The sequence below is a fragment of the Streptomyces sp. NPDC050548 genome (genome assembly GCF_044457385.1).
In the GTDB taxonomy this organism is placed as follows: domain Bacteria; phylum Actinomycetota; class Actinomycetes; order Streptomycetales; family Streptomycetaceae; genus Streptomyces.
On sequence record NZ_JBITGV010000019.1, the window covers coordinates 165,384 to 187,308 of the forward strand.

At 70.5% G+C, this 21,925-nt stretch carries 17 protein-coding genes and 1 pseudogene; 5 read left to right on the top strand and 13 right to left on the bottom strand.

Annotated features, from left to right (window positions below; translation table 11 throughout):
• Window positions 1-24: 24 nt before the first annotated feature.
• The 9 genes from ACIBJH_RS39295 to ACIBJH_RS39335 form a co-directional block, all read right to left on the bottom strand.
• A complete protein-coding gene (locus ACIBJH_RS39295; RefSeq protein ID WP_399121723.1) occupies window positions 25-843 on the bottom strand; it encodes a hypothetical protein in 819 nt (272 codons plus the stop codon).
• A complete protein-coding gene (dgoD, locus tag ACIBJH_RS39300; protein WP_399121724.1) occupies window positions 840-1,985 on the bottom strand; it encodes a galactonate dehydratase in 1,146 nt (381 codons plus the stop codon). Before dgoD ends, ACIBJH_RS39295 begins: the two co-directional genes overlap by 4 nt.
• A complete protein-coding gene (locus ACIBJH_RS39305) occupies window positions 1,982-2,743 on the bottom strand; it encodes a FadR/GntR family transcriptional regulator (protein WP_399121725.1) in 762 nt (253 codons plus the stop codon). The genes dgoD and ACIBJH_RS39305 overlap by 4 nt, the downstream gene beginning before the upstream one ends.
• Before the next feature lie 34 nt (window positions 2,744-2,777).
• Window positions 2,778-3,551 (bottom strand): SDR family NAD(P)-dependent oxidoreductase, encoded by a 774-nt coding sequence (locus tag ACIBJH_RS39310; RefSeq protein WP_399121726.1) that lies wholly within the window; start codon window positions 3,549-3,551, stop codon window positions 2,778-2,780.
• Window positions 3,552-3,603: 52 nt separating this feature from the next.
• Window positions 3,604-5,664 carry an alpha-galactosidase gene (locus ACIBJH_RS39315; RefSeq protein ID WP_399121727.1) on the bottom strand — a complete coding sequence of 687 codons (2,061 nt, stop codon included), beginning with the start codon at window positions 5,662-5,664 and terminating at the stop codon, window positions 3,604-3,606.
• Window positions 5,661-6,509 carry a carbohydrate ABC transporter permease gene (locus tag ACIBJH_RS39320; protein WP_399121728.1) on the bottom strand — a complete coding sequence of 283 codons (849 nt, stop codon included), beginning with the start codon at window positions 6,507-6,509 and terminating at the stop codon, window positions 5,661-5,663. The genes ACIBJH_RS39315 and ACIBJH_RS39320 overlap by 4 nt, the downstream gene beginning before the upstream one ends.
• Window positions 6,509-7,444 carry a carbohydrate ABC transporter permease gene (locus ACIBJH_RS39325; protein WP_399121729.1) on the bottom strand — a complete coding sequence of 312 codons (936 nt, stop codon included), beginning with the start codon at window positions 7,442-7,444 and terminating at the stop codon, window positions 6,509-6,511. The genes ACIBJH_RS39320 and ACIBJH_RS39325 overlap by 1 nt, the downstream gene beginning before the upstream one ends.
• A 1-nt stretch (window position 7,445) precedes the next feature.
• A complete protein-coding gene (locus tag ACIBJH_RS39330) occupies window positions 7,446-8,741 on the bottom strand; it encodes an ABC transporter substrate-binding protein (RefSeq protein WP_399121730.1) in 1,296 nt (431 codons plus the stop codon).
• A gap of 78 nt (window positions 8,742-8,819) precedes the next feature.
• Window positions 8,820-10,949: a glycoside hydrolase family 27 protein gene (locus tag ACIBJH_RS39335; protein ID WP_399121731.1), complete on the bottom strand. Its 2,130-nt coding sequence runs from the start codon at window positions 10,947-10,949 to the stop codon at window positions 8,820-8,822.
• Window positions 10,950-11,200: 251 nt separating this feature from the next.
• Here ACIBJH_RS39335 and ACIBJH_RS39340 point away from each other — a divergent pair, with 251 nt between their 5' ends.
• Complete coding sequence (locus ACIBJH_RS39340) at window positions 11,201-15,217, top strand: discoidin domain-containing protein (protein ID WP_399121732.1); 4,017 nt, start codon at window positions 11,201-11,203, stop codon at window positions 15,215-15,217.
• Window positions 15,218-15,231: 14 nt separating this feature from the next.
• Here the strand turns inward: ACIBJH_RS39340 and ACIBJH_RS39345 are convergent, their stop codons facing one another.
• Both ACIBJH_RS39345 and ACIBJH_RS39350 read right to left on the bottom strand, forming a co-directional pair.
• Complete coding sequence (locus ACIBJH_RS39345; RefSeq protein WP_399121733.1) at window positions 15,232-15,678, bottom strand: SRPBCC family protein; 447 nt, start codon at window positions 15,676-15,678, stop codon at window positions 15,232-15,234.
• 101 nt (window positions 15,679-15,779) lie between these two features.
• Entirely contained in the window at window positions 15,780-16,826 is a 1,047-nt protein-coding gene (locus ACIBJH_RS39350) for a LacI family DNA-binding transcriptional regulator (RefSeq protein WP_399121734.1), read from the bottom strand.
• 108 nt (window positions 16,827-16,934) lie between these two features.
• Here ACIBJH_RS39350 and ACIBJH_RS39355 point away from each other — a divergent pair, with 108 nt between their 5' ends.
• The 4 genes from ACIBJH_RS39355 to ACIBJH_RS39370 are packed head-to-tail and all read left to right on the top strand — an operon-like array spanning window position 16,935 to window position 20,944.
• Complete coding sequence (locus ACIBJH_RS39355; protein WP_399121735.1) at window positions 16,935-18,113, top strand: phytanoyl-CoA dioxygenase family protein; 1,179 nt, start codon at window positions 16,935-16,937, stop codon at window positions 18,111-18,113.
• Between the two features lie 20 nt (window positions 18,114-18,133).
• On the top strand, window positions 18,134-18,895 hold the full coding sequence (locus ACIBJH_RS39360; protein WP_399121736.1) for an SDR family oxidoreductase: 762 nt from the start codon (window positions 18,134-18,136) through the stop codon (window positions 18,893-18,895).
• Window positions 18,896-18,926: 31 nt separating this feature from the next.
• Entirely contained in the window at window positions 18,927-19,928 is a 1,002-nt protein-coding gene (locus tag ACIBJH_RS39365; RefSeq protein WP_399121737.1) for a Gfo/Idh/MocA family oxidoreductase, read from the top strand.
• Complete coding sequence (locus ACIBJH_RS39370) at window positions 19,925-20,944, top strand: Gfo/Idh/MocA family protein (protein WP_399121738.1); 1,020 nt, start codon at window positions 19,925-19,927, stop codon at window positions 20,942-20,944. Before ACIBJH_RS39365 ends, ACIBJH_RS39370 begins: the two co-directional genes overlap by 4 nt.
• A gap of 57 nt (window positions 20,945-21,001) precedes the next feature.
• On the opposite strand, the gene ACIBJH_RS39375 is transcribed toward ACIBJH_RS39370, so the two are convergent.
• Window positions 21,002-21,835 carry an ATP-binding cassette domain-containing protein gene (locus tag ACIBJH_RS39375; protein ID WP_399121744.1) on the bottom strand — a complete coding sequence of 278 codons (834 nt, stop codon included), beginning with the start codon at window positions 21,833-21,835 and terminating at the stop codon, window positions 21,002-21,004.
• 5 nt (window positions 21,836-21,840) lie between these two features.
• Window positions 21,841-21,925, bottom strand: a pseudogene (locus tag ACIBJH_RS39380) (sugar ABC transporter permease); the annotation flags it as partial.

The following is a 21,925-nucleotide window of genomic DNA, read 5'->3' on the forward strand; positions in this document are numbered from 1 at the left end:
AATTCCCTTCCCGTTCAGGTCGGTTCAGGCACAGCGGCAGTGCGTGGTCAGCGTCAGCCGCCACCGCGCCTCACCCGAGGCGGGCACCCGGGCGGCGTCACCGGGGCCCGCCTCCGTGAGGTCGAAGACGCGGCCGAGCATCGGTTCGACGCCCGTGCTGCGATAGGGGTCCTGGGCGGGAAAGCCGCCCAGGTTGCGCCACAGGGCGATGGACAGGGGCTGCCCGTCGGCTTCGAGGGCGAGTGCGAGACGGTCGTCCCGGTCGTGGACGCAGCAGTGCGAAGCGTCCACGACGGCTCCTACGGCGGTGCCGTCGTCCGGCCCGAACCGGTCGAGGCGTACTCCGCGCGGCGCGGGCCAGTCGCCCTCCACCCACGGGTCGCCCTCGGGCCACGCTCCGTCCAACTGCGGTGCCGCCTCGGGGAAGAGCCGGGTGCGTGCTCCCTCGCGGAGGTGCAGCCCCGCCTGGTCGGAGAGGTCCAGCAGGGCGTGCGCGGCCCATACGAAGCGGAAGCCGGCGTCGGCCGTCAGGAGGTAGTCGGCCTCGGCACCGTCGGTGGTGGCACGCACCGTGCGTGCCAGCGTGAAGCGGTCGCAGCGAACGACATCCGCCTCCCCCTCCCGTGTCCAGGGCCGTGACCAGGCGTCGCCGTGGTCGGGATCACCGCGGACCGTGGGGACGCATTCCTCCAGTCCGCCCGCGTCCACGAAGGCGTCACCGGGGAAGACCTTGTCCCGCTCGGGTGCGTCACGCCGCCACAGCCATTCGCGGTCCCCCGCCCGCAGCGAGGTCCAACGCCCGCCGTGGGCACGGTCGATAACGATGTCCAACGGCACGGTCACCACTCCGCGAAGGAGCCGTCGGGGTGCCGCCACACGGGGTTGCGCCAGGCGTGACCGGTGCGGTCGGCGGCGCGTACGGCGGCCTCGTCGACGGTGATGCCGAGGCCGGGGACGTCGCCGCGCAGGGCGTGGCCGTCGACGAACCGGAACGGCGCGGGGTCGACCAGGTAGGACAGCAGGTCGGCGTCCTTGTTGTAGTGGATGCCCCGACTCTGTTCCTGGATGAGGAAGTTGGGGGTGGCGAAAGCGACTTGGAGACTTGCCGCCAGCGCGATCGGGCCGAGCGGGCAGTGCGGGGCGAGCTGGGCGCCGTAGGCCTCCGCGAGGGAGGCGATGCGGTGCACCTCCGAGATGCCGCCGGCGTGGGACAGGTCGGGCTGGACGACGGCGATGCCCGCGGCGAGCGGGGTCAGGAACTCGGCGCGTCCGTAGAGGCGTTCACCGGTGGCGAGGGGTACCGGGCTCGACTCGACCAGTCCGGCCAGCAGATGGCCGTGCTCGGGCAGGACGGGTTCCTCCACGAACAGCGGGTGCAGCGGGGCGAGTTCGGCCAGGACGCGGCGGGCGGCGGGGGCGGTGAAGCGGCCGTGGCAGTCGACGGCGACATCGCGGTCCGGGCCGAGCGCCTCGCGGGCGGCGGCGACACGAGCGACGATCGCGGCGGTCTCGGCGGGCGTGGGGATCGGTGAGGTGGCTCCGGCGGCGTTCATCTTCACGGCGGTGAAGCCCGCCTCCACCTGGGCGGCTATCTGCTCGCTCAGCTGGGCGGGTTCGTCGCCGCCGACCCAGGCGTAGACGCGGACGCGGTCGCGGACCGGGCCGCCGAGCAGGGCGTGCACGGGAGCGCCGTAGGTCTTCCCGGCGATGTCCCACAGCGCCTGGTCGAGGCCGGCGACGGCGCTGGAGAGGATGGGGCCGCCCCGGTAGAAGCCGCCCTTGGACATCACCTGCCAGTGGTCCTGGATGCGCAACGGGTCCTGGCCGACGAGGTGTTCGGCCAGCACGTCGACCGCGGCACGCACCACCTCGGCGCGCCCTTCGACGACCGGTTCGCCCCAGCCGACCACGCCCTCGTCGGTCTCCACCCGGCAGAACAGCCAGCGGGGCGGGACCAGGAAGGTTTCCACACGGGTGATCTTCACTGGGAACGGGTGCCTTCCGTTTCTTCGAGGTCCGCGTCGGAGTCCTCGTCGGGGTCGCCGAGCCGGTCCAGGTCGCGGCCGGCCTGGTCGAGCAGGGCGCGCATCGCGGCCTCGGCGGCCTGCGGGTCGCGGTCGCGTACGGCGTCCAGGACGGCGCGGTGGGCCGGGACCGGGTCCTCGCTGTGCGGGGCGCTGTGCACGATGCGGTCGCGGTGCGCCAGGCCCGACTCGATGACCATCTCCATGCGTTCGAGGAGTTCGTTGTGGGTGGCGGCGAGCAGCGCGCGGTGGAAGGCGAGGTCGGCCTCGACGGCGTGGGCCGCGTCGGAACCCTCCTCCCCCATCGCGTCGAGGGCGCCGTCCAGGGCGGCCAGGTCCGCGTCGGTGCGGCGCTGGGCGGCGAGGCGGACGGCGGCGGGCTCGATGATGGCGCGCACCTCGGCGAGGTTGTGCAGCAGCGCCCGGTCGGACTCGGAGGTGGAGGCACCCTCGAACTGCCAGCGCAGCACGTCCGCGTCGAGCAGGTTCCACTCGGCGCGGGGGCGCACGAAGGTACCGCGACGCTGGCGGGCGTCGACCATCCCCTTGGCCGCGAGCACCTTCAGCGACTCGCGCAGCGCGGTCAGACTGACGTCCAGCTCGCTCTGCAGCGCGACCAGATCCAGCGTGGCCCCTTCGGCGATCTCGCCGCCCAGGATGCGGCGGGCGAGGACTTCCACGGTCTGGCCGTGGACGCCGCGTCGGGCATAGGGCGTCATGTCGTACAGCCTTTCTGCTGGTTGGGGAGCGTGGTCATGCGGAGGCCTTGACGACGCTCCAGCCGCCGTCCACCACGAGACTCGTACCGGTGATGTAGGAGGCTTCGTCCGCGCTGAGGAACGCGATGGCCGCGGCCACCTCCTCGGGTGTGCCGAAGCGGCGGGCGGCCGTCTCGGCGATGCTGCGTTCCCGTTCCTCGGGTGGCACTCTGTCCCAGGCGGCTGTGAGTATCGGTCCCGGCACGACGGCGTTGACACGCACAACCGGACCGTATTCGACGGCGAGTTGGCCGCACAGGGAGAGCAGGGCGCCTTTGGCGGAGGCGTAGGCAGGATGCCCGGGAAGACCTCTGTACGCGTGCACGGACGAGGTCAGCACCACCGCGCCCCGCCGCTCCTCCAGATCGGGCAGGACCGCCCGGAAACCGAGGAAGCTGCCGGTCAGGTTGACGTCGAGCTGTCGCTGCCAGGAGGCGAGGCTCATCTCGTGGGCGGGTCTGACGTCGACGGTGAAGGCGTTGCTGACGAGGACGTCGACGGGCCCGAAGGCGTGCGCAGCCCCGACGATCCGCGCCCAGTCGTCCTCGGCCGCGACATCGGCGGCCACGAACCGGGCCCGCCCGCCGTCCTTGCCGATGTGTTCCGCCACCGCCTCGCCCCGCTCCTCGGCGATGTCGACGAGCACGACGGCCGCTCCCTCCTCGGCGAGGCGTACGGCCGTGGCGGCGCCGATTCCTGAGGCCGCTCCGGTGATCACGGCCGTGCGCCCGGTGAAGCGGTCGCCGTGCCGTCGTACGGGCTGGTCCATCGTGGGGTTCGACTCCTTCGCGCGTCAGGGCTTGCTGGAAACATAACGGGGCTCACTCGCGTAGCAGCACGACCAGGTCGGCGTCGTGATCCGCACTCCACGCGAACGGCAGCCCGTGGTGCAGCAGATGGGCTCCGCCGTACGACGTCCCGGTCGCCGTGTCCCGGTACCGCGCCCCGGGTTCCAGTCCCCGCAGCCGGAGCCGTTGCGCACGCCCCGGTACGAGCGGGGCCCCGTCGAGCCGCCCGGTGCTGAGCGCGGCGACGACGGTCCGGTCCCCGGCGTCGTACTGCACACCGCAGCTCGGCTCGTCCGGTGTGCCGAGGAGCCGTGCCTCGCCGTGGTGGATCACGTCCCGCACCTCCTTGTACCGGGCGATCCACCCGGCGGCCTCGGCCCGCTGCTCCGGCGTCCAGTCGCGCAGGTCCGCGCCGATGCCCAGGACTCCGCACATGGCGTTGACGAAGCGGAAGGCGAGGCTGCGCGGGCGCGGGTCGAAGACGCCGGGCGCGTCGGTGACCCAGGAGCTCATGACGTGCGGGGCATGCGCGTGCAGGAAGCCGTGCTGGATCCTCAGCCGGTCCAGCGGGGCGGTGTTGTCGCTGGGCCACACCACGTCGGTGCGCGCGATCGTCGTGTGCTCGATCCGGCCGCCGCCGCCCGCGCAGCCCTCGACGGTGACGTCGGGGTGGGCGGACCGGAGGTGGTCGAGGACGCGCAGGTATCCGGCGACATGCTCGGCGTCGAGGTCGACGGGGCCGGCGCCGGGGCGTCCGCGTTCGGTGGGCGGCCGGTTCATGTCCCACTTGAGGTAGCCGATGTCGTAGGCGCCGAGCAGTCGGTCGAGCGTGCCGATCACGAAGTCCTGGACGTCGGTACGGCCCAGGTCCAGGAGGAGCTGGTTGCGGACGAGCCGGCCGGGGCGGCCCTCGATCCGGTAGACCCACTCGGGGTGTTCGGCGTGCAGACGGCTGCCGGGGCTCACGGACTCGGGCTCGATCCACAGGCCGAAGTCCAGGCCCAACGCCCTTACGTCCGCGATGAATTGGTCGAAGCCGTGCGGGAAGGCGGCCGGGTCCGGCCACCAGTCCCCCAGCCCCCCGGTGTCGTCTGCGCGTCCGGTGAACCAGCCGTCGTCGACGACGAACAGTTCGGCCCCGATGTCGGCGGCCGTCTTCGCCAGCTCCAGTTGCCCGGCCGCGTCGACGTCGAAGCCGGTGGCCTCCCAGGAGTTGTAGAGCACCTTGCGGGGGCGCTGGAGGCGTTCGCCGGAGAGGTGTCGCTCGTAGCGGTGCCAGACGCGGGAGAGTCCGTCGAGGCCGTCCGGGCTGAAGGCGCAGGCGAGTTGGGGGGTGGCGAGGGTTTCGCCGGGGGCGAGCAGCACCGCGCCCTCGTGGGGCACGCGGCCCGCCCGCACCCGTACGGAACCGCCGGGTTCGGCCTCCGCGGTCATGTGCCAGTTGCCGGGCCAGGCGAGGGCGATGCCGTACGCGGCCGGTGCCTCGCCGTCCTGCACGGCGAGCCAGGGCGCGTACGCGTGTCCCGGGACGCCTTGAAGGCTGCCGATGGTGAACGTGCCTCTGGGCAGGTCGAGTTGCGTGCGCTGGAACTCCTGCGACCACTGGCCCGTGAGGTACGTCAGACGGGCAACTCCGGTGATCGGGATGTTCACGGCGGCCGAGTCGAGCCGCTCCAGGCGGAGTTCGGCCGTGGCCGTGAACTCGGCCCAGCGGAGGATGACGTCCGCGCCGGGGACGGTCTCGTAGTGGAGGACGGTGCGCAGGCCCAGCTGTTCGTCGTGGAAGGTGAAGCGCAGCGCGGTCTCCTCCGCCTCCACACCGTCGAACTCCCACCACGAACCCCGGTCCCCGCCGGGACCCGACACCACCAGTTCCGAGCCGGTGAACGGCCTGGTCCCGTACGGCAGATACTCGGCGGGGGCCGCGTCCGCGGGGGTGATGAAGTGGGTGCGCCGCGACCAGTCGAGGGCGGACGGGCCGTCCTCGACGCCGAGCGGTCCCCAGGCGTCGAGTTCGACCCAGGGGCCGTCCGGGGACAGGCGCACGGTGTAGCTGGTGTTCTCCGTGCGCAGGGTCCAGCGCTGGTACGTCACTTGACCGCCCCGAGGTTGAGGCCGGCCACGAAGTGCCGCTGGAAGCGCAGGAACACGGCGACGGTGGGCGCGGCGGCGATGACGGAACCCGCCGCGATGACGTTCCACATCGACACGAACTGGCCCTGAAGTCCGATGAGGGCGGCGGTAATTGGCATCTTGGTGTCGCTGCGCAGGACGGTGATCGCCCACAACAGGTCGTTGAAGATCCAGGTGAAGGACAGGGCGCTGAGCGCGGCGAGGGCGGGGCGGGTCAGCGGGAGGATGATCCGCCAGAAGATCTGCCAGGGACCGGCGCCGTCGACGACCGCCGCCTGCTGGATCTCCGCCGGGATCGACCGCATGAACCCGTGCAGGACGAAGACGTAGAAGCCGACGCCGAAGCCGATCTGCACACCGATGAGGGCGGGCAGGGTGTCGAAGACGCCCATCACCTCGCTCAGCTTGGACACCGGGATGAGGAGGATCTGCGGCGGGAGGAGGTTGCCGCCGAGCATGAGGAGCAACAGGGAGCGGCGGAAAGGGAGTTCGTAACGGCTGAGCGCGAACGCGGCCATCGAGGCGAGGGCCAGCGTGATCAGGACGCTGGGAATCGTGACGATCAGGCTGTTGATGAGGGCGCGCTGCTGGCCGCCGTCGACCCAGGCCTGGCGGAAGTTGCCGAGGGTGAAGGAGTGCGGCCAGCTGCCCAGGCCGTGCGCGGCGATGTCGTCGAAGGAGCGCAGGCTGGTCACCAGGACCAGGGCGATGGGCAGCAGCCACAGGATCGCCAACGCGCCCGCGCCCAGGTGGAATCCGGCGGTCGCCGCCCGTTTGCGGCGCAGGGCCGTGGAGTTGGCGGACATCAGTCGGCCTCCCGGAACGCGCGGACGAGGTAGGAGCAGATGACGCCGAAGGCCAGCACGAAGATGACGGCGGCGAGTGCGGAGCCGTAGCCGAGTCGCAGGGACTGGAAGGCGGTTGAGTACATGTAGGTGCTCAGCAGCTCGGAGGAGTGGTAGGGGCCGCCGCGGGTCAGGGACCACACGACGTCGAAGGAGCGCAGCGAGTCGATGACGATGACGGACAGAACCACCGCGTTGACGCTGCGGAGTTGGGGCAGGGTGACGTGCCGGAGGCGTTGCCAGGCGCTCGCGCCGTCCACCTTGGCGGCCTCGTACAGGGCGGGGTCGATGCCCTTGAGGCCGGCCAGGTAGAGAACCATGACGTAGCCGATCTGGCGCCAGAGCGCGGGCACGATCACGGCGTAGAGGGCGGTGTCCTGGTCGGCGAGCCAGGCGTGGCGGAGGCTGCCGAGGCCGACGGACTGGAGGAGCTGGTTGAGGACGCCGTCGGGCTGGTAGATGGCCTGCCAGACGAGAGCCGTGGCGACCAGGGAGAAGACGACCGGCAGGAACATGGCCGCGCGGTAGAAGCCGACGCCGCGGCGCTCCTGTTGGAGCAGGAGCGCGGCGGCGAGGCCGAGCAGGGCGGACAGGCCGCCGAAGAGGACGAGCCACAGGACGGTGTGGCCGGTCGCACTGCGGAAGACGTCGTCGTGGGCCATCTCCCGGAAGTTGCCCAGGCCGATGAACTGGGGCGGGGAGACGCCGTCCCAGCGGGTGAAGGCGAGGTAGAAGCCCTGCACGGCGGGCCAGAACACCCACACGGCCTCGACGAGAAGCGGTACCAGGACGAAGGCGAGGACCAGCGGGGGTGTGCGCCGGGGGCCCCGAACCCGCTTGCCCTGGGCGGGCGTTCGGGTCGGGGACGTCCGGTCGGGCGCGGTCAGGACGGACATGTCAGGCGTTCCAGATCTTCTCGGCATCGCGCTGCCAGTCGGTGAGGATGCTCCCGATCGACTTGGGCTTGGCCAGGAACTTGATCAACGCGTTGTCGGCGGTGGGCTGGAGGGCGTCGCTGGAGTCCCGGTTGAAGAACTGGGTGATCTCCGCCGCCTCCGCGACATGCGCGCGGCCCTTCTTGACCAGCGCCGTGCCCGAGTCCTTCGCGTCGGGGTGGCAGGGCAGGACGGTGCCGGAGGAGCCCTTGATGTAGATCTCCTGGGCCTCGGCGGTGGCGAGGTACTTCATCAGGTCGATGACCTCGTCGTGGCGGCCGGTGCGGGCGCTGGCGAAGTAGCCGTCGACCGGGGCCTCTTCGGCGAGCGGGATCTTCGAGTCGATGACCGGGAAGCGGAAGAAGTCGATGTCGTCGAGGGCGTCCTTGGGGGCGGCGTCGGCGAAGAAGGTGCCGATGAGCATCATGCCGCTGCGGCCGTTGAGCAGGGAGGTGGTGGCGTCCTGGAAGGCGACGGCGGCGCCGTTCGGGTCGAAGTACGGCAGCACCTCCTGCCAGCGGTCGAAGACCTTGCGCACCTCGGGGTCGGTGAACTTGTGCTTACCGGCGAGGAGTTGGCGGTGGTACTCGGCGCCGTTGATCCGGATGTCGAGGTAGTCGAACCACGCCGAGGCCACCCAGGCCGTGCCGCCGCCGGCGCCGAGACCGATCGGGTTGACGCCCTTCTTCTTGAGCTTGTCGCACAGGTCTAGGAAGTCGTCCCAGCTCTTGGGCTCGCTGACACCCCACTTCGCGAAGTTGGACTTCCGGTAGAACATGCCCCACCAGTAGTAGGTGCTGGGCACGAAGATCTTCTTGCCCGAACTCGTCGACGTGCAGAGCGTGTTGAGCGCCTTGGAGTAGCGCTTGAGGTCGGGCGAGGTGGTCCACGCGTCGCCGAGGTCGAGCAGCAGGTTCTTCTTGGCGTACGCGTCCGCCACCGAGCCGGGGTACCAGGTGTACACGTCGGGCGGGTTGGCCGAGGTGAGGTACGTCGGCAGCTGGGTGCGGTAGGTCTCCGCGGCGATCGTGTTGAGGCTCGCCTTCCCGGATCCCTTCTTGGCGTAGGCGGCGACGAGGTCCTCCATCGCGGCCTTGGCCTGCGGGGCGGAGAGGTTGGACTGGAGGGTCACCGCACCCTTCGAGGAACTCTTGCCGGTGGAGGTGGAGGTGACACAGCCGCTGAGCAGCGTCGCCGCTCCGGCGGCGCCGAGCCCGGCGAGGAACCGGCGTCTGTCAGGCTGATGGATGTTGGTCATGAATGGCTCCCTGTGGATCCCTCGCGGGCGGATCCAGGTTCGCGTGGCGTCCCCACCACGTCAAGAATAATTACTAATTTATTTGAACTGAGTCCGGTGTACGTAGCCGTCGACGCCTCGGTACACGACGTCGACCGCTCCACCGGGCCCGGCAACCGCACCGAGCGCGCCGTCGAACGCGGCGCTGGGGAAGGCCACTTGCTTGGTCCAGCCCTGCCAGGCACCGTTCTCGAACCGCTGCTGCCAGAGCGTGTAGTCGGCGGCCCGCGCGTACAGCACCACGGCGTCACCCACGGCCACCAGCGTCGGGCTGCCGCTGACGGTCCCACCGAGCGACGACCACGCCGACCACTCCCCCGACGTGTCCCGGGACCGCGTCCACACGTCGTCGGCCGCACTGCGCACGGCGACATGGACTCGCCCCTGGGAGTCCACGACCGCGGACGGCCGCCCATAGACCGCCCGGCCACCGGGTGCGCCGAGCGAGGACCACGCGGTCGACGGGCCGCGCTGCACGACCTGCCCGTCCGAGCCGGTGGCGAACAGGGTCCAGTGCGCGGGATCGGTGAACGCGACCGAGGGCGCGTCGGCCACCTGCCCGCCGAGACTCTGCCAGGCCCCCCAGCGGCCGGCGGTGAACACCCGCCGGTACACCCGCGAGTCGGTGCCGCGCACGAAGACGTCGATCCGGCCGCCGGCCGAGGCGTACGCGGCGGGCTGGCCGAGGATGCGGCCCTTCGTCGGACCGCCGAGATCCTCCGCCTTGCCATCGGCCTGCTGGACGAGCGAGCCGTGCGGGCCGCGCAGGAAGGTGGTCGGTGTGCCGGCGTCATTCACGATGGCCGGACTCGCCGTGGTCCGCTGCCCCAGATTCGTACCGGGCAGTGCATCGGCGCCCGTCAGCTTCAAGAACGCGGTGCCGTGCGCGGGGACCTCGACGGTGTACGACCCCGTGTGCGCGCCCCGGTCGGCGCGAGCCCGCAGGTCCCGTACCTGGACCGGTCCACCGAGCCCGGTGTCCGCGAACTGCACGGTGCGCAGGGCGGGTTGGTCCGACCGGTTGAGCAGCACGACCGCGCGCCGCCCCTGCCCGTCCAGGACCTTGCTGTACACGTCCCCGACCGAGTCGGTCGCCACGCGCACACCCTGGACGGCCAGCGGATCCTGGTCGACCGCGATGATCTCCGGGTTGCGCAGGGTGGCCAGCATGGAGTCGGACAGGGTGCGCGGGTCGGAGCCGAGGACGAGCGGCGAGCCCATCTCGGCCCACATCACGAACTGGCTGGTCGACTCCTCCTGGCTCAGCTCGTACGTCCCGTCGGTCATCCTGCGCATCGGGATGAGGTAGTCGGGGTCGTTGTAGTGGCCGGGTCCCTGCGCCTCGGGGTGCCAGGCGTTGGCGTCCATGTTGCGCAGGATGTTGGGCCATTGCCCCGGGCTCGCGGTGCCCCAGGCGATGTCGGTCCCGGTGCGCCAGGAGTCGGCGGTCGTCGGACCGTAGACATAGGTGTTGTGCGCGTCCTGCTCCGGTGTGTGCGGCAGGCCCCAGTCGTCGGTGAGCGGGTTGCACAGGTTGAGCAGCATCTTGCGGCCGGACTTGGCGACCGCGTCGCTGAACTCCTTGAACGCCGGGCCGGGATCGAGCTTGGCGCCGATGCCGCACAGGAAGTCGACCTTGACCGCGTCGATCTTCCAGTTGGCGAACTGCCGGGCGTCCTGGTCGTAGTAGCCGCGGCTGCCCAGCCCGCAGCTCTTGCCGCCGTCGTAGGCGCCGGCGTCGGTGTAGATGCCGGCGCGCAGTCCGCGTTTGTGCAGGTAGGAGACGAGTGCCGGGATGCCGGAGGGGAAGCGGTCCGGGTTGGCGACCAACTGGCCCTGCGCGTTGCGCGGGTTGTCGGCCTGCCAGCCGCCGTCGAGCCACACGATGTCGTAGCCGCTGTCCCGCAGACCGCTGCTGACCAGCTTGTCCGCGACGGAGCGCACTTGCTGTTCGGTGGGCGCGCCGAGCCCGTAGTAGGTGTTCCAGCCCATGTAGGGCGTCGGTGCGAGACCGCTGTCGTAGTAGTCGGGCGCGCCCTGGTCGGCGCCGGTCCGTGCCGTGGCGGCCGGGGCCGCGGTCGCCGCCAGTACGGTCGCGATGGCGATGACGGTGGCCCGGCGGGTCAGTCTTGTCACCGCGGGTGTGCGGACCTGCGGATGTGAAGTCACTTGCCTCTCCCGAGGGTTGGGAAGCAGGAGGACGTGACGCGGGCCGCACTGCGACAGGGGGGCCGGGGGCGTCACGGCGACGACTGTGGCGTGCGGCCGAAACCCTGTCAATATTAATTCCTAATTTATTAGAAGGTCGCCTCAGGGGTTGACACGGCTTCCCTCGCGTCCCAGCCTTTGGCAACGTTGTCAGTGCCGCCGGTTTTTGATGGGACATCACGCTCATGACAGATCAGTCGGGTTCACCACACATGTCGCGCCGCGCCTTCGTCACCACGGGTTCCGGTCTGCTGGCCGGGTTCGGTCTCGGTTTCTCCGCGCCCGCGTCGGCCGCCCCCTCCTCCCCCGCCCAGCCCGGTGAACTCGCCTTGTACCGGCCCGTGTCGGTCTCCTCGACGGCCTACGCGCCCACCCCGGGGGCGTTCGTGGTGGACCGCCTCAACTCGCCGGGGGTGCGCGGCAGCGGGTGGCGTGCCGGGGCGGGCGACCCCCAGTGGATCTCGATCGATCTGCAGACCCCGTGCGAGGTCACGTCGATCCGCGTCACCTTCGAAGGCGACGCGAGCGACCCGGTGTTCACGCCGCCCACCTCGGGCAACCCGGCCGACGGCACAACAGGCAAGGAGATCCAGTCCAGTTACTCGGTCGAGTACGTCGTCGAGACCTCGACCGACCGCACCTCCTGGACCGCCGTGTACCGCACCACGGCAGGCACCGGCGGAGTCGTGAACATCCAGCCCCCGCACCCGGTCACGGCCCGCTGGATACGACTGACCTCGACCCGGCGCTCCAACCCCAACCCCCTCGGCCTCAACGGCTTCGAGGTCTACGGCACCGTCAAGGGCCACCGCCCGTCGGCCACGGGCTGGACGGACTGGGGCACCCGCACCGGCCCGGCACCGAAGCTGGCCGTGGCCGAGGACGGGACGGTCCCGGTGGAGTCCGGCTGGCGGCTGACGCTGGACGACTGGGCCGGTGCCGACGGAGCGCAGCTGTCCAAGTCGTCCTACGACACGAGCAGTTGGCTGCCCGCCACCGTCCCCGGCACGGTGCTGGGCTCACTCGTGGACCAGGGCAAACTGCCCGATCCCGTCGCGGGACTGAACAACCTCCAGGTCCCCGAGGCCCTGTCGCGCCACGCGTGGTGGTACAAGCGGGACTTCGAGCTGCCGCGCGGACTGCGCACCGGGGCCGGGCGCCGGATCTGGCTGGAGTTCGACGGGGTCAACCACACGGCCGACATCTGGCTCAACGGCCACCACGTGGGCGGACTCACGTATCCCTTCGCCCGCTCGGCCCTCGACGTGACCCAACTCCTCACCTCGGGCGGGGCGAACGCGCTTGCGGTGAGGATCACGCCGATGCCGGTACCCGGCAGCCCCGGCGACAAGGGTCCGGCCGGTGAGTCCTGGGTGGACGCGGGCGCGAACCAGATGAACCTCAACTCCCCCACCTACCTGGCCGCTTCGGGCTGGGACTGGATGCCGGCGGTACGCGACCGGGCCGCCGGCATCTGGAACCACGTCCGGCTGCGCTCGACCGGGCACGTCGTGATCGGCGATCCACGGGTCGACACGCTGCTGCCGGACCTGCCCGGTCTGTCGGTCGCCGAACTGACCGTGGTCGTCCCGGTCCGCAACGCCGACACCACCGACCACCGGACGACGGTCTCCGCGGCCTTCGGCGACGTACGGGTCAGCAAGGTGGTCACCGTGCCCGCCGGCGAGAGCGTCGACGTCGTGTTCGCTCCCGACGCGTTCGCCCAACTACGGCTGCACGACCCGGAGTTGTGGTGGCCCAACGGTCTGGGCGACCCCGCGCTCCATCGACTCACCCTCGTCGCCTCGCTCGACGGCTCGGAGAGCGACCGCCGCACCACCCGCTTCGGCATCCGCCAGTTCGGCTACGAGTACGAAGTGCCGCTGCCGTTCGCCAACTCCGGTGACGCGTATACCCAGTCGGTGACCTTCGACCGGCAACAGGCCCGGTACGTGCGCGTCAAGTGCCTTACCCGGGCCTCCGGTTGGGGCTACTCCCTGTGGACACTGGCCGTACGCGACAGTGCCCGGCCCGCGACCGACCTGGCCCTCCACGCGCGGGCCGACGCGTCCAGCACGGACGGGGACGACCACGGCGCGGGCAACGTGACCGACGGCGATCCCGGCACCCGCTGGTCCTCGGCCTACGCGGACGACCAGTGGATCCGGATCGACCTGGGGTCGGCGCAGTCCTTCGACGGGATCGACCTGGTCTGGGAACAGGCCTACGCGAAGACCTTCGTGGTGCAGGTCTCCTCCGACAACGCGACCTGGACCGATGCCGCGTCGGTGGACAACAGCGCGGTTCCGCTGCCCTTCAACAACGGCAACGCCAGCCTCCAGACAGAGGACTTCGCGCCCCGCACCGCGCGCTACGTCCGTATCAACTGCGGGCTGCGCAACACCAGTTGGGGCAACTCCCTGTGGTCCCTGAACGTCATCGACAGCACGGCCCCCGGCACCGATCTCGCCCTCCGTCGTACGACGACCGCCTCCACCGAGGATCCCGACCACCCGGCCGCACACGCCACGGACGGCGATCCGGGCACCCGCTGGTCCTCGGCCTACGAGGACCACCAGTGGATCCAGGTCGACCTGGGGGCCTCGAAGCGGTTCGACCGGGTCGCCGTATTGTGGGAGTCGGCGTATCCGAAGACGTATGTGATCCAGGTGTCGGACGACGCGGACACCTGGACCGATGTGAAGTCGGTGTCCAACACCCCGGATCCGCTGAAGATCAGCGTGAACGGGGTGCGGGTCCTGGCCCGGGGCGGCAACTGGGGCTGGGACGAGCTGCTGCGCCGGATGCCGCCGGAGCGGATGGACGCGGCCGTGCGGATGCACCGGGACATGAACTTCACCATGATCCGCAACTGGGTCGGCACGTCCGACCGGGAGGAGTTCTTCGCCGCCTGTGACGAGCACGGAATCCTGGTGTGGAACGATTTTCCCAACGCGTGGGGCATGGACCCGCCGGACCACGACGCCTTCAACTCCCTCGCCCGGGACACGGTGTTGCGCTATCGCATCCACCCCAGCGTGGTGATCTGGTGCGGCGCCAACGAGGGCAACCCGCCCGCCGCGATCGACCAGGGGATGCGCAAGGCCGTGGAGGAACAGGTCCCCGGCGTCCTCTACCAGAACAACTCGGCGGGCGGCATCATCACCGGCGGCGGTCCCTACGGCTGGGTCGAGCCGGAGAAGTACTTCGACCCGGCGACCTACGGCAGCAAGGACTTCGGTTTCCACACCGAGATCGGCATGCCCGTCGTCTCGACCGCCGCCAGTCTGCGGAACATGACGGGCGACGAGCCCGAGTGGCCGATCCGGGGCGCCTGGTACTACCACGACTGGAGCGAGCGCGGGAATCAGGCACCGCAGACGTACAAGGCCGCCGTAGAGACGCGCCTCGGGGAGGCGACCGGCCTGGACGACTTCGCGCGCAAGGCGCAGTTCGTCAACTACGAGAACACGCGCGCCATGTTCGAGGCCTGGAACGCGAACCTCTGGGACAACGCCAGCGGCCTCATGCTGTGGATGTCCCACCCGGCCTGGCACAGCACGGTCTGGCAGACCTACGACTACGACTTCGACGTCAACGGCACCTACTACGGCGCCCGTTCGGCCTGCGAACCGCTGCACGTCCAGGCCGACCCCGAGGGGCAGGTCATCGCCGTCAACCACACGCGTGCTGGACTGCGGAACGCGGTGGTCTCCGCGCAGTTGCTCGATCTGTCGGGCCGTCGGCTCGGCGGGAACAGGAGCGCCCGGGTGGATGTCGCACCGGCCGCGACCGCGAAGGCGTTCAGCGCCCCTTGGACCGACGACCTGCCCGATCTCCATCTCCTGCACCTGACGCTGGAGGACGGTGACGGGCGGCTCCGGTCGCGGAACACGTACTGGCGTTATCGCACGCCGGCCGCCATGCGGGGTTTGAGCGGGGCGCCCCGGACGAAGGTGTCGGCGACGCTCGGGCGCGTCACCCGTTCCGGGCTCACCGCCACCGTCCGCAACGACGGTCCCGCCATCGCCGCGATGGTCCGGCTCTCGCTGACGAACGGCGCGACTGGCCACCGTGTGCTGCCGACGCTCTACAGCCACAACTACCTGTGGCTGCTGCCCGGCGAATCACAGACCGTCACCCTGTCCTGGCCGGCCCGGGCACTGGCCTCGGGGCATCCACTGCTGACCGTGGAGGCCTACAACAGCCGCCCCGCTACGGCGCGTTGACGGTCAGCGGCGCATCAGGACGCCTCCACCGCCGTCTTGATGCGCTGCCCGAACGCGGGAGCGTCCTTGCGGGCCGCGCTCAGCGCGAAGCCCACGAGCAGTTTTCCGACGCCGTGGCCTTCGAGGACGTTGTAGATCCGCACCTTGGTCGTGCCCGGCCCGGTGGATTCGAGGTCGTAGCCGCCCTCGTCGGCCGTCACGACGTTCTTCGAGGTCTCCGCCCAGCGGATGCGGTGGGGTGCCTCGAACTCGGTGATCCGGAAGGTCCGGCCCGTCTTCATCCCGGCGTCCTTGACCGTGCTGGTGAAGACGGTGCCCACGGCGGTCGGGCCTTCGGGGGTCTTCGTGATCTCCTGGACCCGCGGGCTGAACTTCGGATCGTTCGTGCCGGCGGCGAGGAAGGCGAAGACCTCCTCGACCGGACGGTTGACCTCGGCTGTCGCCTCGAACTGACCGGCCATGGTTCCTCCTGTGCTGCGATCGCTGGAGTTCCGGCTGAGCGCGCGCTGATGTGCCGACCACCACCAGCCTATCGGCGCGGCCCCGCGCGCGCCCCGCGTTGTCAGTCGGCCGGTGCCGCGGAGGGCGCTCCCGGCGGCATGTTGAACGGTGTGACGACCTGGATCGCCGAGGGCAGGGACGGGCCGTCGTCGGGGAGTGCCTTGTGGGCGCGCATGATGATCTGGCAGGCGCGGCGCATGTCCTGGCGCAGGTCGTGGTGGAGGACCGCGGAGAGGCGGCGCTCGCGCAGCAGCCGGGTGTTGTCGTGGTCGAGGTCGTGGGCGATGAACACCGCGCACTCCCGGCCGAGCGCGTCGAAGGCGTCGAGGGTGGCGAGGTTGCCGCCGCCCGCCGAGTAGACGGCGATGATGTCCTCGTCCCGCTTGAGGGCGGCCAGGACGAGATCGTGCTGGGTGGCGTCCAGTCCGTCGCTGTCGGTGACCTCCACCAGGGACCGCCGGGGGTCGGCCAGGCGCATCGCGCTGCGGAAGCCCATCTCGCGTTCCTCCTCGCCCCTGAAGGAACCCCGGCTGATGGTGGTCAGGACGTTGCCTGGCCGTTTGCCCAGCCACTGGCCGAGGAGGTAGGCGGCGGTGGCACCGGCCGCGCGGTTGTCGATGCCGACGTAGGCGAGGCGTGCGCTGTGCGGCAGGTCGGTCACCAGGGTGACCACGGGGACACCGGCCATGATCAGCCGGGCGACGGCCGCCGCGATCTCCGGCTCGTCGGGGGCCTTGAGGATCACGCCCTGGCTGCCGCGCTTCGCGATCCCGTCCAGGGTCGCGGTCAGTTCGGCGGGCGGGCAGGTCTCGCGGAAGTGGAAGCGCGAGCGCACGAGAGCGGGATGCAGCGAGGACAGCTCGGCTTCGAGCGCGTCCCGTACGGCGGTGGAGAACCGCTCCGGGGACTGCATCACGATGTCGATCATGAAGGTACGGCCGCCCAGCCGGACCTGGCTTTGCTGGCGGTCCAGGTCCTTGATGGCTTCCTGCACCTCCCTGATGGTGCTCTCCGTCACGTTGCCCCGCTGATTGAGGACACGGTCGACCGTGGCCGTACTCAGCCCGGCCTGACGGGCGATTTCCCTGATCGGGTACGGATGTCGCATGCCTGATCTCCCGGACCGATGATGCGCTTTTGATGTAGCGGCAAGCATTGAATGATGGGTTTGAGTTATCAAGACTGTCAGAAACACACGGACAGTGAAAGGACTCGGATGTCTCCCATCACCGCAGGGACGCGGACTTGGCTGACCGAGGCGGACTGCGATCTCGAAGAGTTCCGCTCCCTCGTGGAGCAGCGCACCGACCTCGCCGACCACCCGTCGGCCGAGCGCATCGAGCAGAACGTCCCGCTCTACGACAGCGCCCGGCTCCGCGGACTCGCGGCCACCCCCGAGGGCCGCCGGGACGTGCAGAGCGAGCTGGTGCGGGCGCTGCTCGACGGGCCCGGCATCGTGGTCCTCAAGGGCGCCTTCCCCGACGAGGCCGTCATGGACCGGGCCTCCGACGCCTTCCGCGCCCTGATCGAGGAGGAGCGCGCGAGCGGCGCGGGACGCGGCGACCACTTCGCCAAGCCCGGCGCCAACGACCGCGTCTGGAACGCCCTGGACAAGGTGGCCGTACGGGCGCCCGAGGCGTTCGCCGACTACTACGCCAACGACATCCTGGAGCTGATCTCCGAGGCCTGGCTCGGCCCCGCCTACCAGGTCACCTCGCAGGTCAACGTGGTCAACCCGGGCGGCGCGGCACAGAGCGTCCACCGTGACTACCACCTCGGCTTCCTCTCCCAGGAGCAGGCGGCGGCCTATCCCGCGCACGTCCACCGGCTCTCCCCGGTGCTGACGCTGCAGGGCGCGGTGGCCCACTGCGACATGCCCGTCGAGTCCGGCCCGACGCTGTATCTGCCGCACTCGCAGAAGTTCGAGCCCGGCTATCTCGCCTGGCGGCTCCCGCAGTTCGTCGAGTACTTCGACGCGCACCACGTCCAACTCCCCCTGGAGAAGGGCGACGCCGTCTTCTTCAACCCGGCGCTCTTCCACGCCGCCGGGCACAACCGGTCGGCCGACATCAAGCGCATGGCCAATCTTCTTCAGGTCTCCTCCGCGTTCGGGCGTGCCATGGAGACGGTGGACCGCGAGGCGATGGCGAACGCCGTGTTCCCGGTGCTGCTGAGCCGCAAGGCCGAGGGCGTCTCGGAGGACTGGCTGCGCCGCGTGATCGCCGCCACCGCCGAGGGCTACCCCTTCCCCACCAACCTCGACCTCGACCCGCCGGTCGAGGGTCTCGCCCCGCCCTCGCAGGCGGACACCCTGCGGCGTGCCGTCGCCGAGGACTGGGACCCCGGGCGACTGCTCCACGAACTGCAGGCCGCGGCCAAGCGCCGCCAGAGCTGAGACAAGGACACATCACTCTCATGGGACTGCTTGAGGACAGAGTCGTCCTCGTCAACGGCGGCAGCCAGGGCGTCGGCGCGGGTGTCGTGCGGGCCGCCGCAGGGGAAGGCGCCACCGTCGTCTTCACCGGCCGTCGGGCCGACGTGGGCGAGAAGCTCGCCGCGGACACGGGCGCGCTCTTCGTACGGGCGGACCTCGCCGATCCGGCGCAGGCGCGGGACAGCGTCGTACGGACCGTCGAGGCCCACGGGCGCATCGACTGCCTGGTCAACGCGGCCGGGCTCACGTCACGCGGCTCGCTCCTGGACACGACACCGGAACTGTTCGACCAGCACATCGCCATCAACCTGAAGGCACCGTTCTTCGCGATGCAGGCCGCCGTGGCGGACATGACGGCGCGCGAAGCACCCGGGACGATCGTCAGCATCGGCTCCAACTGCGCCCACGGCGGGCCCCCTCACTTGGCCCCCTACTCGGCGGCCAAGGCCGGACTCGCGGGCCTGACCCGCAACGCGGCGCACGCCCACCGCTTCGACCGGATCCGGATCAACACGATCAACATCGGCTGGACCGACACCGAGGGCGAGGACGCCACCCAGCGCGCCTTCCACGGCGCCGGCGACGACTGGCGGGAGCAGGCCGCCGCGTCGCAGCCGATGGGCAAGCTCGGGCAGGTCGACGAGATCGCCGAGTTCGTGGTCTTCCTGCTGTCCGATCGCAGCGGCGTGGTCACCGGCTCGGTCATCGACTGGGACCAGAACGTCTTCGGCGGCCAGGACTGAGCCGCACCCCGGCAGAAGGAGCACGCTTCCCATGCGCATAGGCATCATGGGGCTGGGCCGCATCGGCGCCTTCCACACGGAGACCCTCGCCGGTCTTGACGCGGTGGACTCCCTGGTGGTCACCGACCCGGTGGCCGCCACGGTCGCGGCGGTCACCGAGCGCTTCGGGGCGACCGCCGCCGACTCCCCCGAGGCGCTGCTCGCGGCCGGGGTCGACGGTGTCGTCATCGCCGCCGCGACCGACGCGCACCCCGAACTCGTCCTCGCCGCCGTGAAGGCGGGCATCCCCGTGTTCTGCGAGAAGCCCGTGGCGCGCGGCTTCGAGGAGAGTCTTGAGGTGCTGCGCGCGGTGCAGGGCAGCGGCGTCGAGGTGCACATCGGCTACAACCGGCGTTTCGACGCGGGCTTCACGGCCGCGCGCCGGGCAGTGGTCAGCGGTGAACTCGGCGCCCTGCACACCGTGCGGTCCACCACCCTCGACCCCGCCCCGCCACCCGCCGCCTACGTGGCCGCCTCCGGCGGCATCTTCCGCGACTGCAGCGTGCACGACTTCGACATCGTGCGCTGGGTCACCGGCCGCGAGGTGATCGAGGTGTACGCGACCGGCGGCAACCGGGGCGCCGAGTACATCCGGGAGGCGGGCGACGTCGACACGGCGTCCGCCCTGCTCACCCTCGACGACGGCACCATCGCCCTTGTCTCCAACTCCCGCCACAACGCCCGCGGTCACGACGTACGTCTGGAACTGCACGGCATGAAGGACAGCATCGCGGTCGGCCTGGAGGACAAGCTGCCGCTGCGCTCCGTCGAGCCGGGCGCCGGCTTCCCGGCCGGAGTGCCGCACACCTTCTTCATGGACCGGTTCGCCGACGCCTACCGCGCCGAACTCACCGCGTTCACCGAGGTGGTGGCCGGCACCCGCACCTCACCCTGCACGGTCGCGGACGCCGTCGAGGCGAGCAGGATCGCCGAGGCGTGCACCCTGTCCCGCGATGAACACCGCCCGGTACGACTCGAAGAGGTACGCGCATGACGACGGACGAACCGCTGCGGATCGGTGTTCTGGGCGCGTCCCGGATCGCCGAACTGTCGATCGTGGGACCGGCCCGGGCGACCGGCCACCGCCTTGTCGCGGTCGCCGCCCGTGACCGGTCCCGGGCCGAGACCTTCGCCGCCACGTACGACGTGGAGCGGGTGGTCGACTCCTACGCCGAGCTGGTCGCCGACCCCGAGGTCGAGGTCGTCTACAACCCGCTGGCCAACAGCCTGCACGGGCCGTGGAACCTGGCCGCTCTCCGGGCGGGCAAACACGTCCTCACCGAGAAGCCGTCCGCGAGCAACGCGACGGAGGCGGCCGAGGTCCACGAGGCCGTCGCCAAGTCGGGCACGGTGTTCATGGAGGGCTTCCACTACCTGTTCCACCCGGTCGTCCTGCGCCTCCACGAGCTGCTGGACAGTGGGGAGTTGGGCGAACTCCGGCACGTCGAGACCATGGTCGCCATGCCCGCGCCCCCGGACAGCGACGTGCGGTGGTCGCTGCCGCTGGCGGGCGGCGCGCTGATGGACCTCGGGTGCTACAGCCTGCACGCCCAGCGCATGCTCGCGCCCTGGGCAGGCGGCGCACCCCGGCTGGTCTCCGCGCGCGGCGGCGAGAAGGCCGGCGCCCCGGGCATCGACGAATGGCTGGACGCCGACCTGGAGTTCCCGGGCGGCGCCACAGGCAGCGCGCGCTGCCACATGGCCCACGAGACCTGGCAGATGAGCTGCCGCGTCGTGGGCTCACGCGGCGAGGCCACGGTCGTGAACTTCGTCCAGCCCCATCTGGACGACCGGGTCGTCGTACGCACGGCGGCCGGTGAACGCACCGAGGAACTCGGCCGCCGGTCCTCGTACACCTATCAACTGGAGGCCTTCGCAGCCCACTTGAGGGGCGGTGAGCCGCTGGCACTCGACGCCGATGACGCGCTGACCACGATGGGGCTCATCGACGACTGCTACCGGGCGGCGGGGTTCCCGGTCCGGCCGCGTGCGGTGCTTCCAACAGCCTGAGCCCGCACAGCAGTTGGGGCGGTACCGGTCCGGTACCGCCCCAACTGCTGTGTACGGTCAGCCGACTTTGAGGTCGGCCTCCTCGGGGAGTTCTTCGACGTCGAGGCCGCGGACCTGGGACAACTCGTGCTTGAGTGCGGCGAGTTCGGTGCCGCCGGCCATGTGGTTGGTCAGCTCTTCGAGGGTGATCTCGCTGCGTTCGGCGGAGAGTTCCATCGTGCCCAGCCGCAGCACGCTGAAGTGGTCACCGACCATGTAGGCGTGGTGCGGGTTGTGGGTGATGAAGATGACGCCGAGACCGCGTTCGCGGGCTGCGGCCACGTACTTCAGCACCACGCCGGACTGCTTGACGCCGAGGGCTGCGGTGGGTTCGTCGAGGATGAGGACGCGGGCGCCGAAGTAGACGGCGCGGGCGATGGCCACGCACTGGCGCTGGCCGCCGGAGAGGGTGCCGATGGGCTGGTCCAGGTTGTCCAGGACGATGCCCATGTTGCGCAGCTCTTCGTCCGCGGTCTGCTTCATCCTCTCGATGTCGAGACGGCGGATCGGCCAGGGACCCTTGGTCATCTCGGAGCCGAGGAAGAAGTTGCGCCACACCGGCATCAGCGGCACCACCGCCAGGTCCTGGTACACGGTCGCGATGCCGCGGTCCAGTGCCTGGCGGGGGGTGGTGAAGTGCACCGGTTCCCCGTCGACGAGGAACTCGCCCTCGGAGTGCTGGTGCAGCCCGGAGATGATTTTGATCAGGGTGGACTTGCCCGCGCCGTTGTCACCCAGCACACAGGTGACCTGGCCGGGGCGGACCGCGAGGTCGACCCCGTGCAGGGCACGGACATTGCCGTAGGACTTGCCGGTGCCCCGGAGTTGAACGAGGGGCTGTTCGCTCGTCATCGAGGTCACCTCCGGGTCGCGGTGCGCTGCACCCACAGATTGATCATGACGGCGCCCAGCAGCATCACGCCCAGGAACGCCTTGAACCAG

What these genes read in the sequence shown, in the direction of transcription:
- ACIBJH_RS39320 (WP_399121728.1), bottom strand. Translation starts at nt 6,509, where the DNA reads ATGTCCGCCAACTCCACGGCCCTGCGCCGCAAACGGGCGGCGACCGCC.
- ACIBJH_RS39365 (WP_399121737.1), top strand. Translation starts at nt 18,927, where the DNA reads ATGCGCATAGGCATCATGGGGCTGGGCCGCATCGGCGCCTTCCACACG.
- ACIBJH_RS39350 (WP_399121734.1), bottom strand. Translation starts at nt 16,826, where the DNA reads ATGCGACATCCGTACCCGATCAGGGAAATCGCCCGTCAGGCCGGGCTG.
- ACIBJH_RS39305 (WP_399121725.1), bottom strand. Translation starts at nt 2,743, where the DNA reads ATGACGCCCTATGCCCGACGCGGCGTCCACGGCCAGACCGTGGAAGTC.
- ACIBJH_RS39355 (WP_399121735.1), top strand. Translation starts at nt 16,935, where the DNA reads ATGTCTCCCATCACCGCAGGGACGCGGACTTGGCTGACCGAGGCGGAC.
- ACIBJH_RS39370 (WP_399121738.1), top strand. Translation starts at nt 19,925, where the DNA reads ATGACGACGGACGAACCGCTGCGGATCGGTGTTCTGGGCGCGTCCCGG.
- ACIBJH_RS39325 (WP_399121729.1), bottom strand. Translation starts at nt 7,444, where the DNA reads ATGTCCGTCCTGACCGCGCCCGACCGGACGTCCCCGACCCGAACGCCC.
- ACIBJH_RS39375 (WP_399121744.1), bottom strand. Translation starts at nt 21,835, where the DNA reads ATGACGAGCGAACAGCCCCTCGTTCAACTCCGGGGCACCGGCAAGTCC.
- ACIBJH_RS39360 (WP_399121736.1), top strand. Translation starts at nt 18,134, where the DNA reads ATGGGACTGCTTGAGGACAGAGTCGTCCTCGTCAACGGCGGCAGCCAG.
- ACIBJH_RS39330 (WP_399121730.1), bottom strand. Translation starts at nt 8,741, where the DNA reads ATGACCAACATCCATCAGCCTGACAGACGCCGGTTCCTCGCCGGGCTC.
- ACIBJH_RS39345 (WP_399121733.1), bottom strand. Translation starts at nt 15,678, where the DNA reads ATGGCCGGTCAGTTCGAGGCGACAGCCGAGGTCAACCGTCCGGTCGAG.
- ACIBJH_RS39340 (WP_399121732.1), top strand. Translation starts at nt 11,201, where the DNA reads ATGTCGCGCCGCGCCTTCGTCACCACGGGTTCCGGTCTGCTGGCCGGG.
- ACIBJH_RS39310 (WP_399121726.1), bottom strand. Translation starts at nt 3,551, where the DNA reads ATGGACCAGCCCGTACGACGGCACGGCGACCGCTTCACCGGGCGCACG.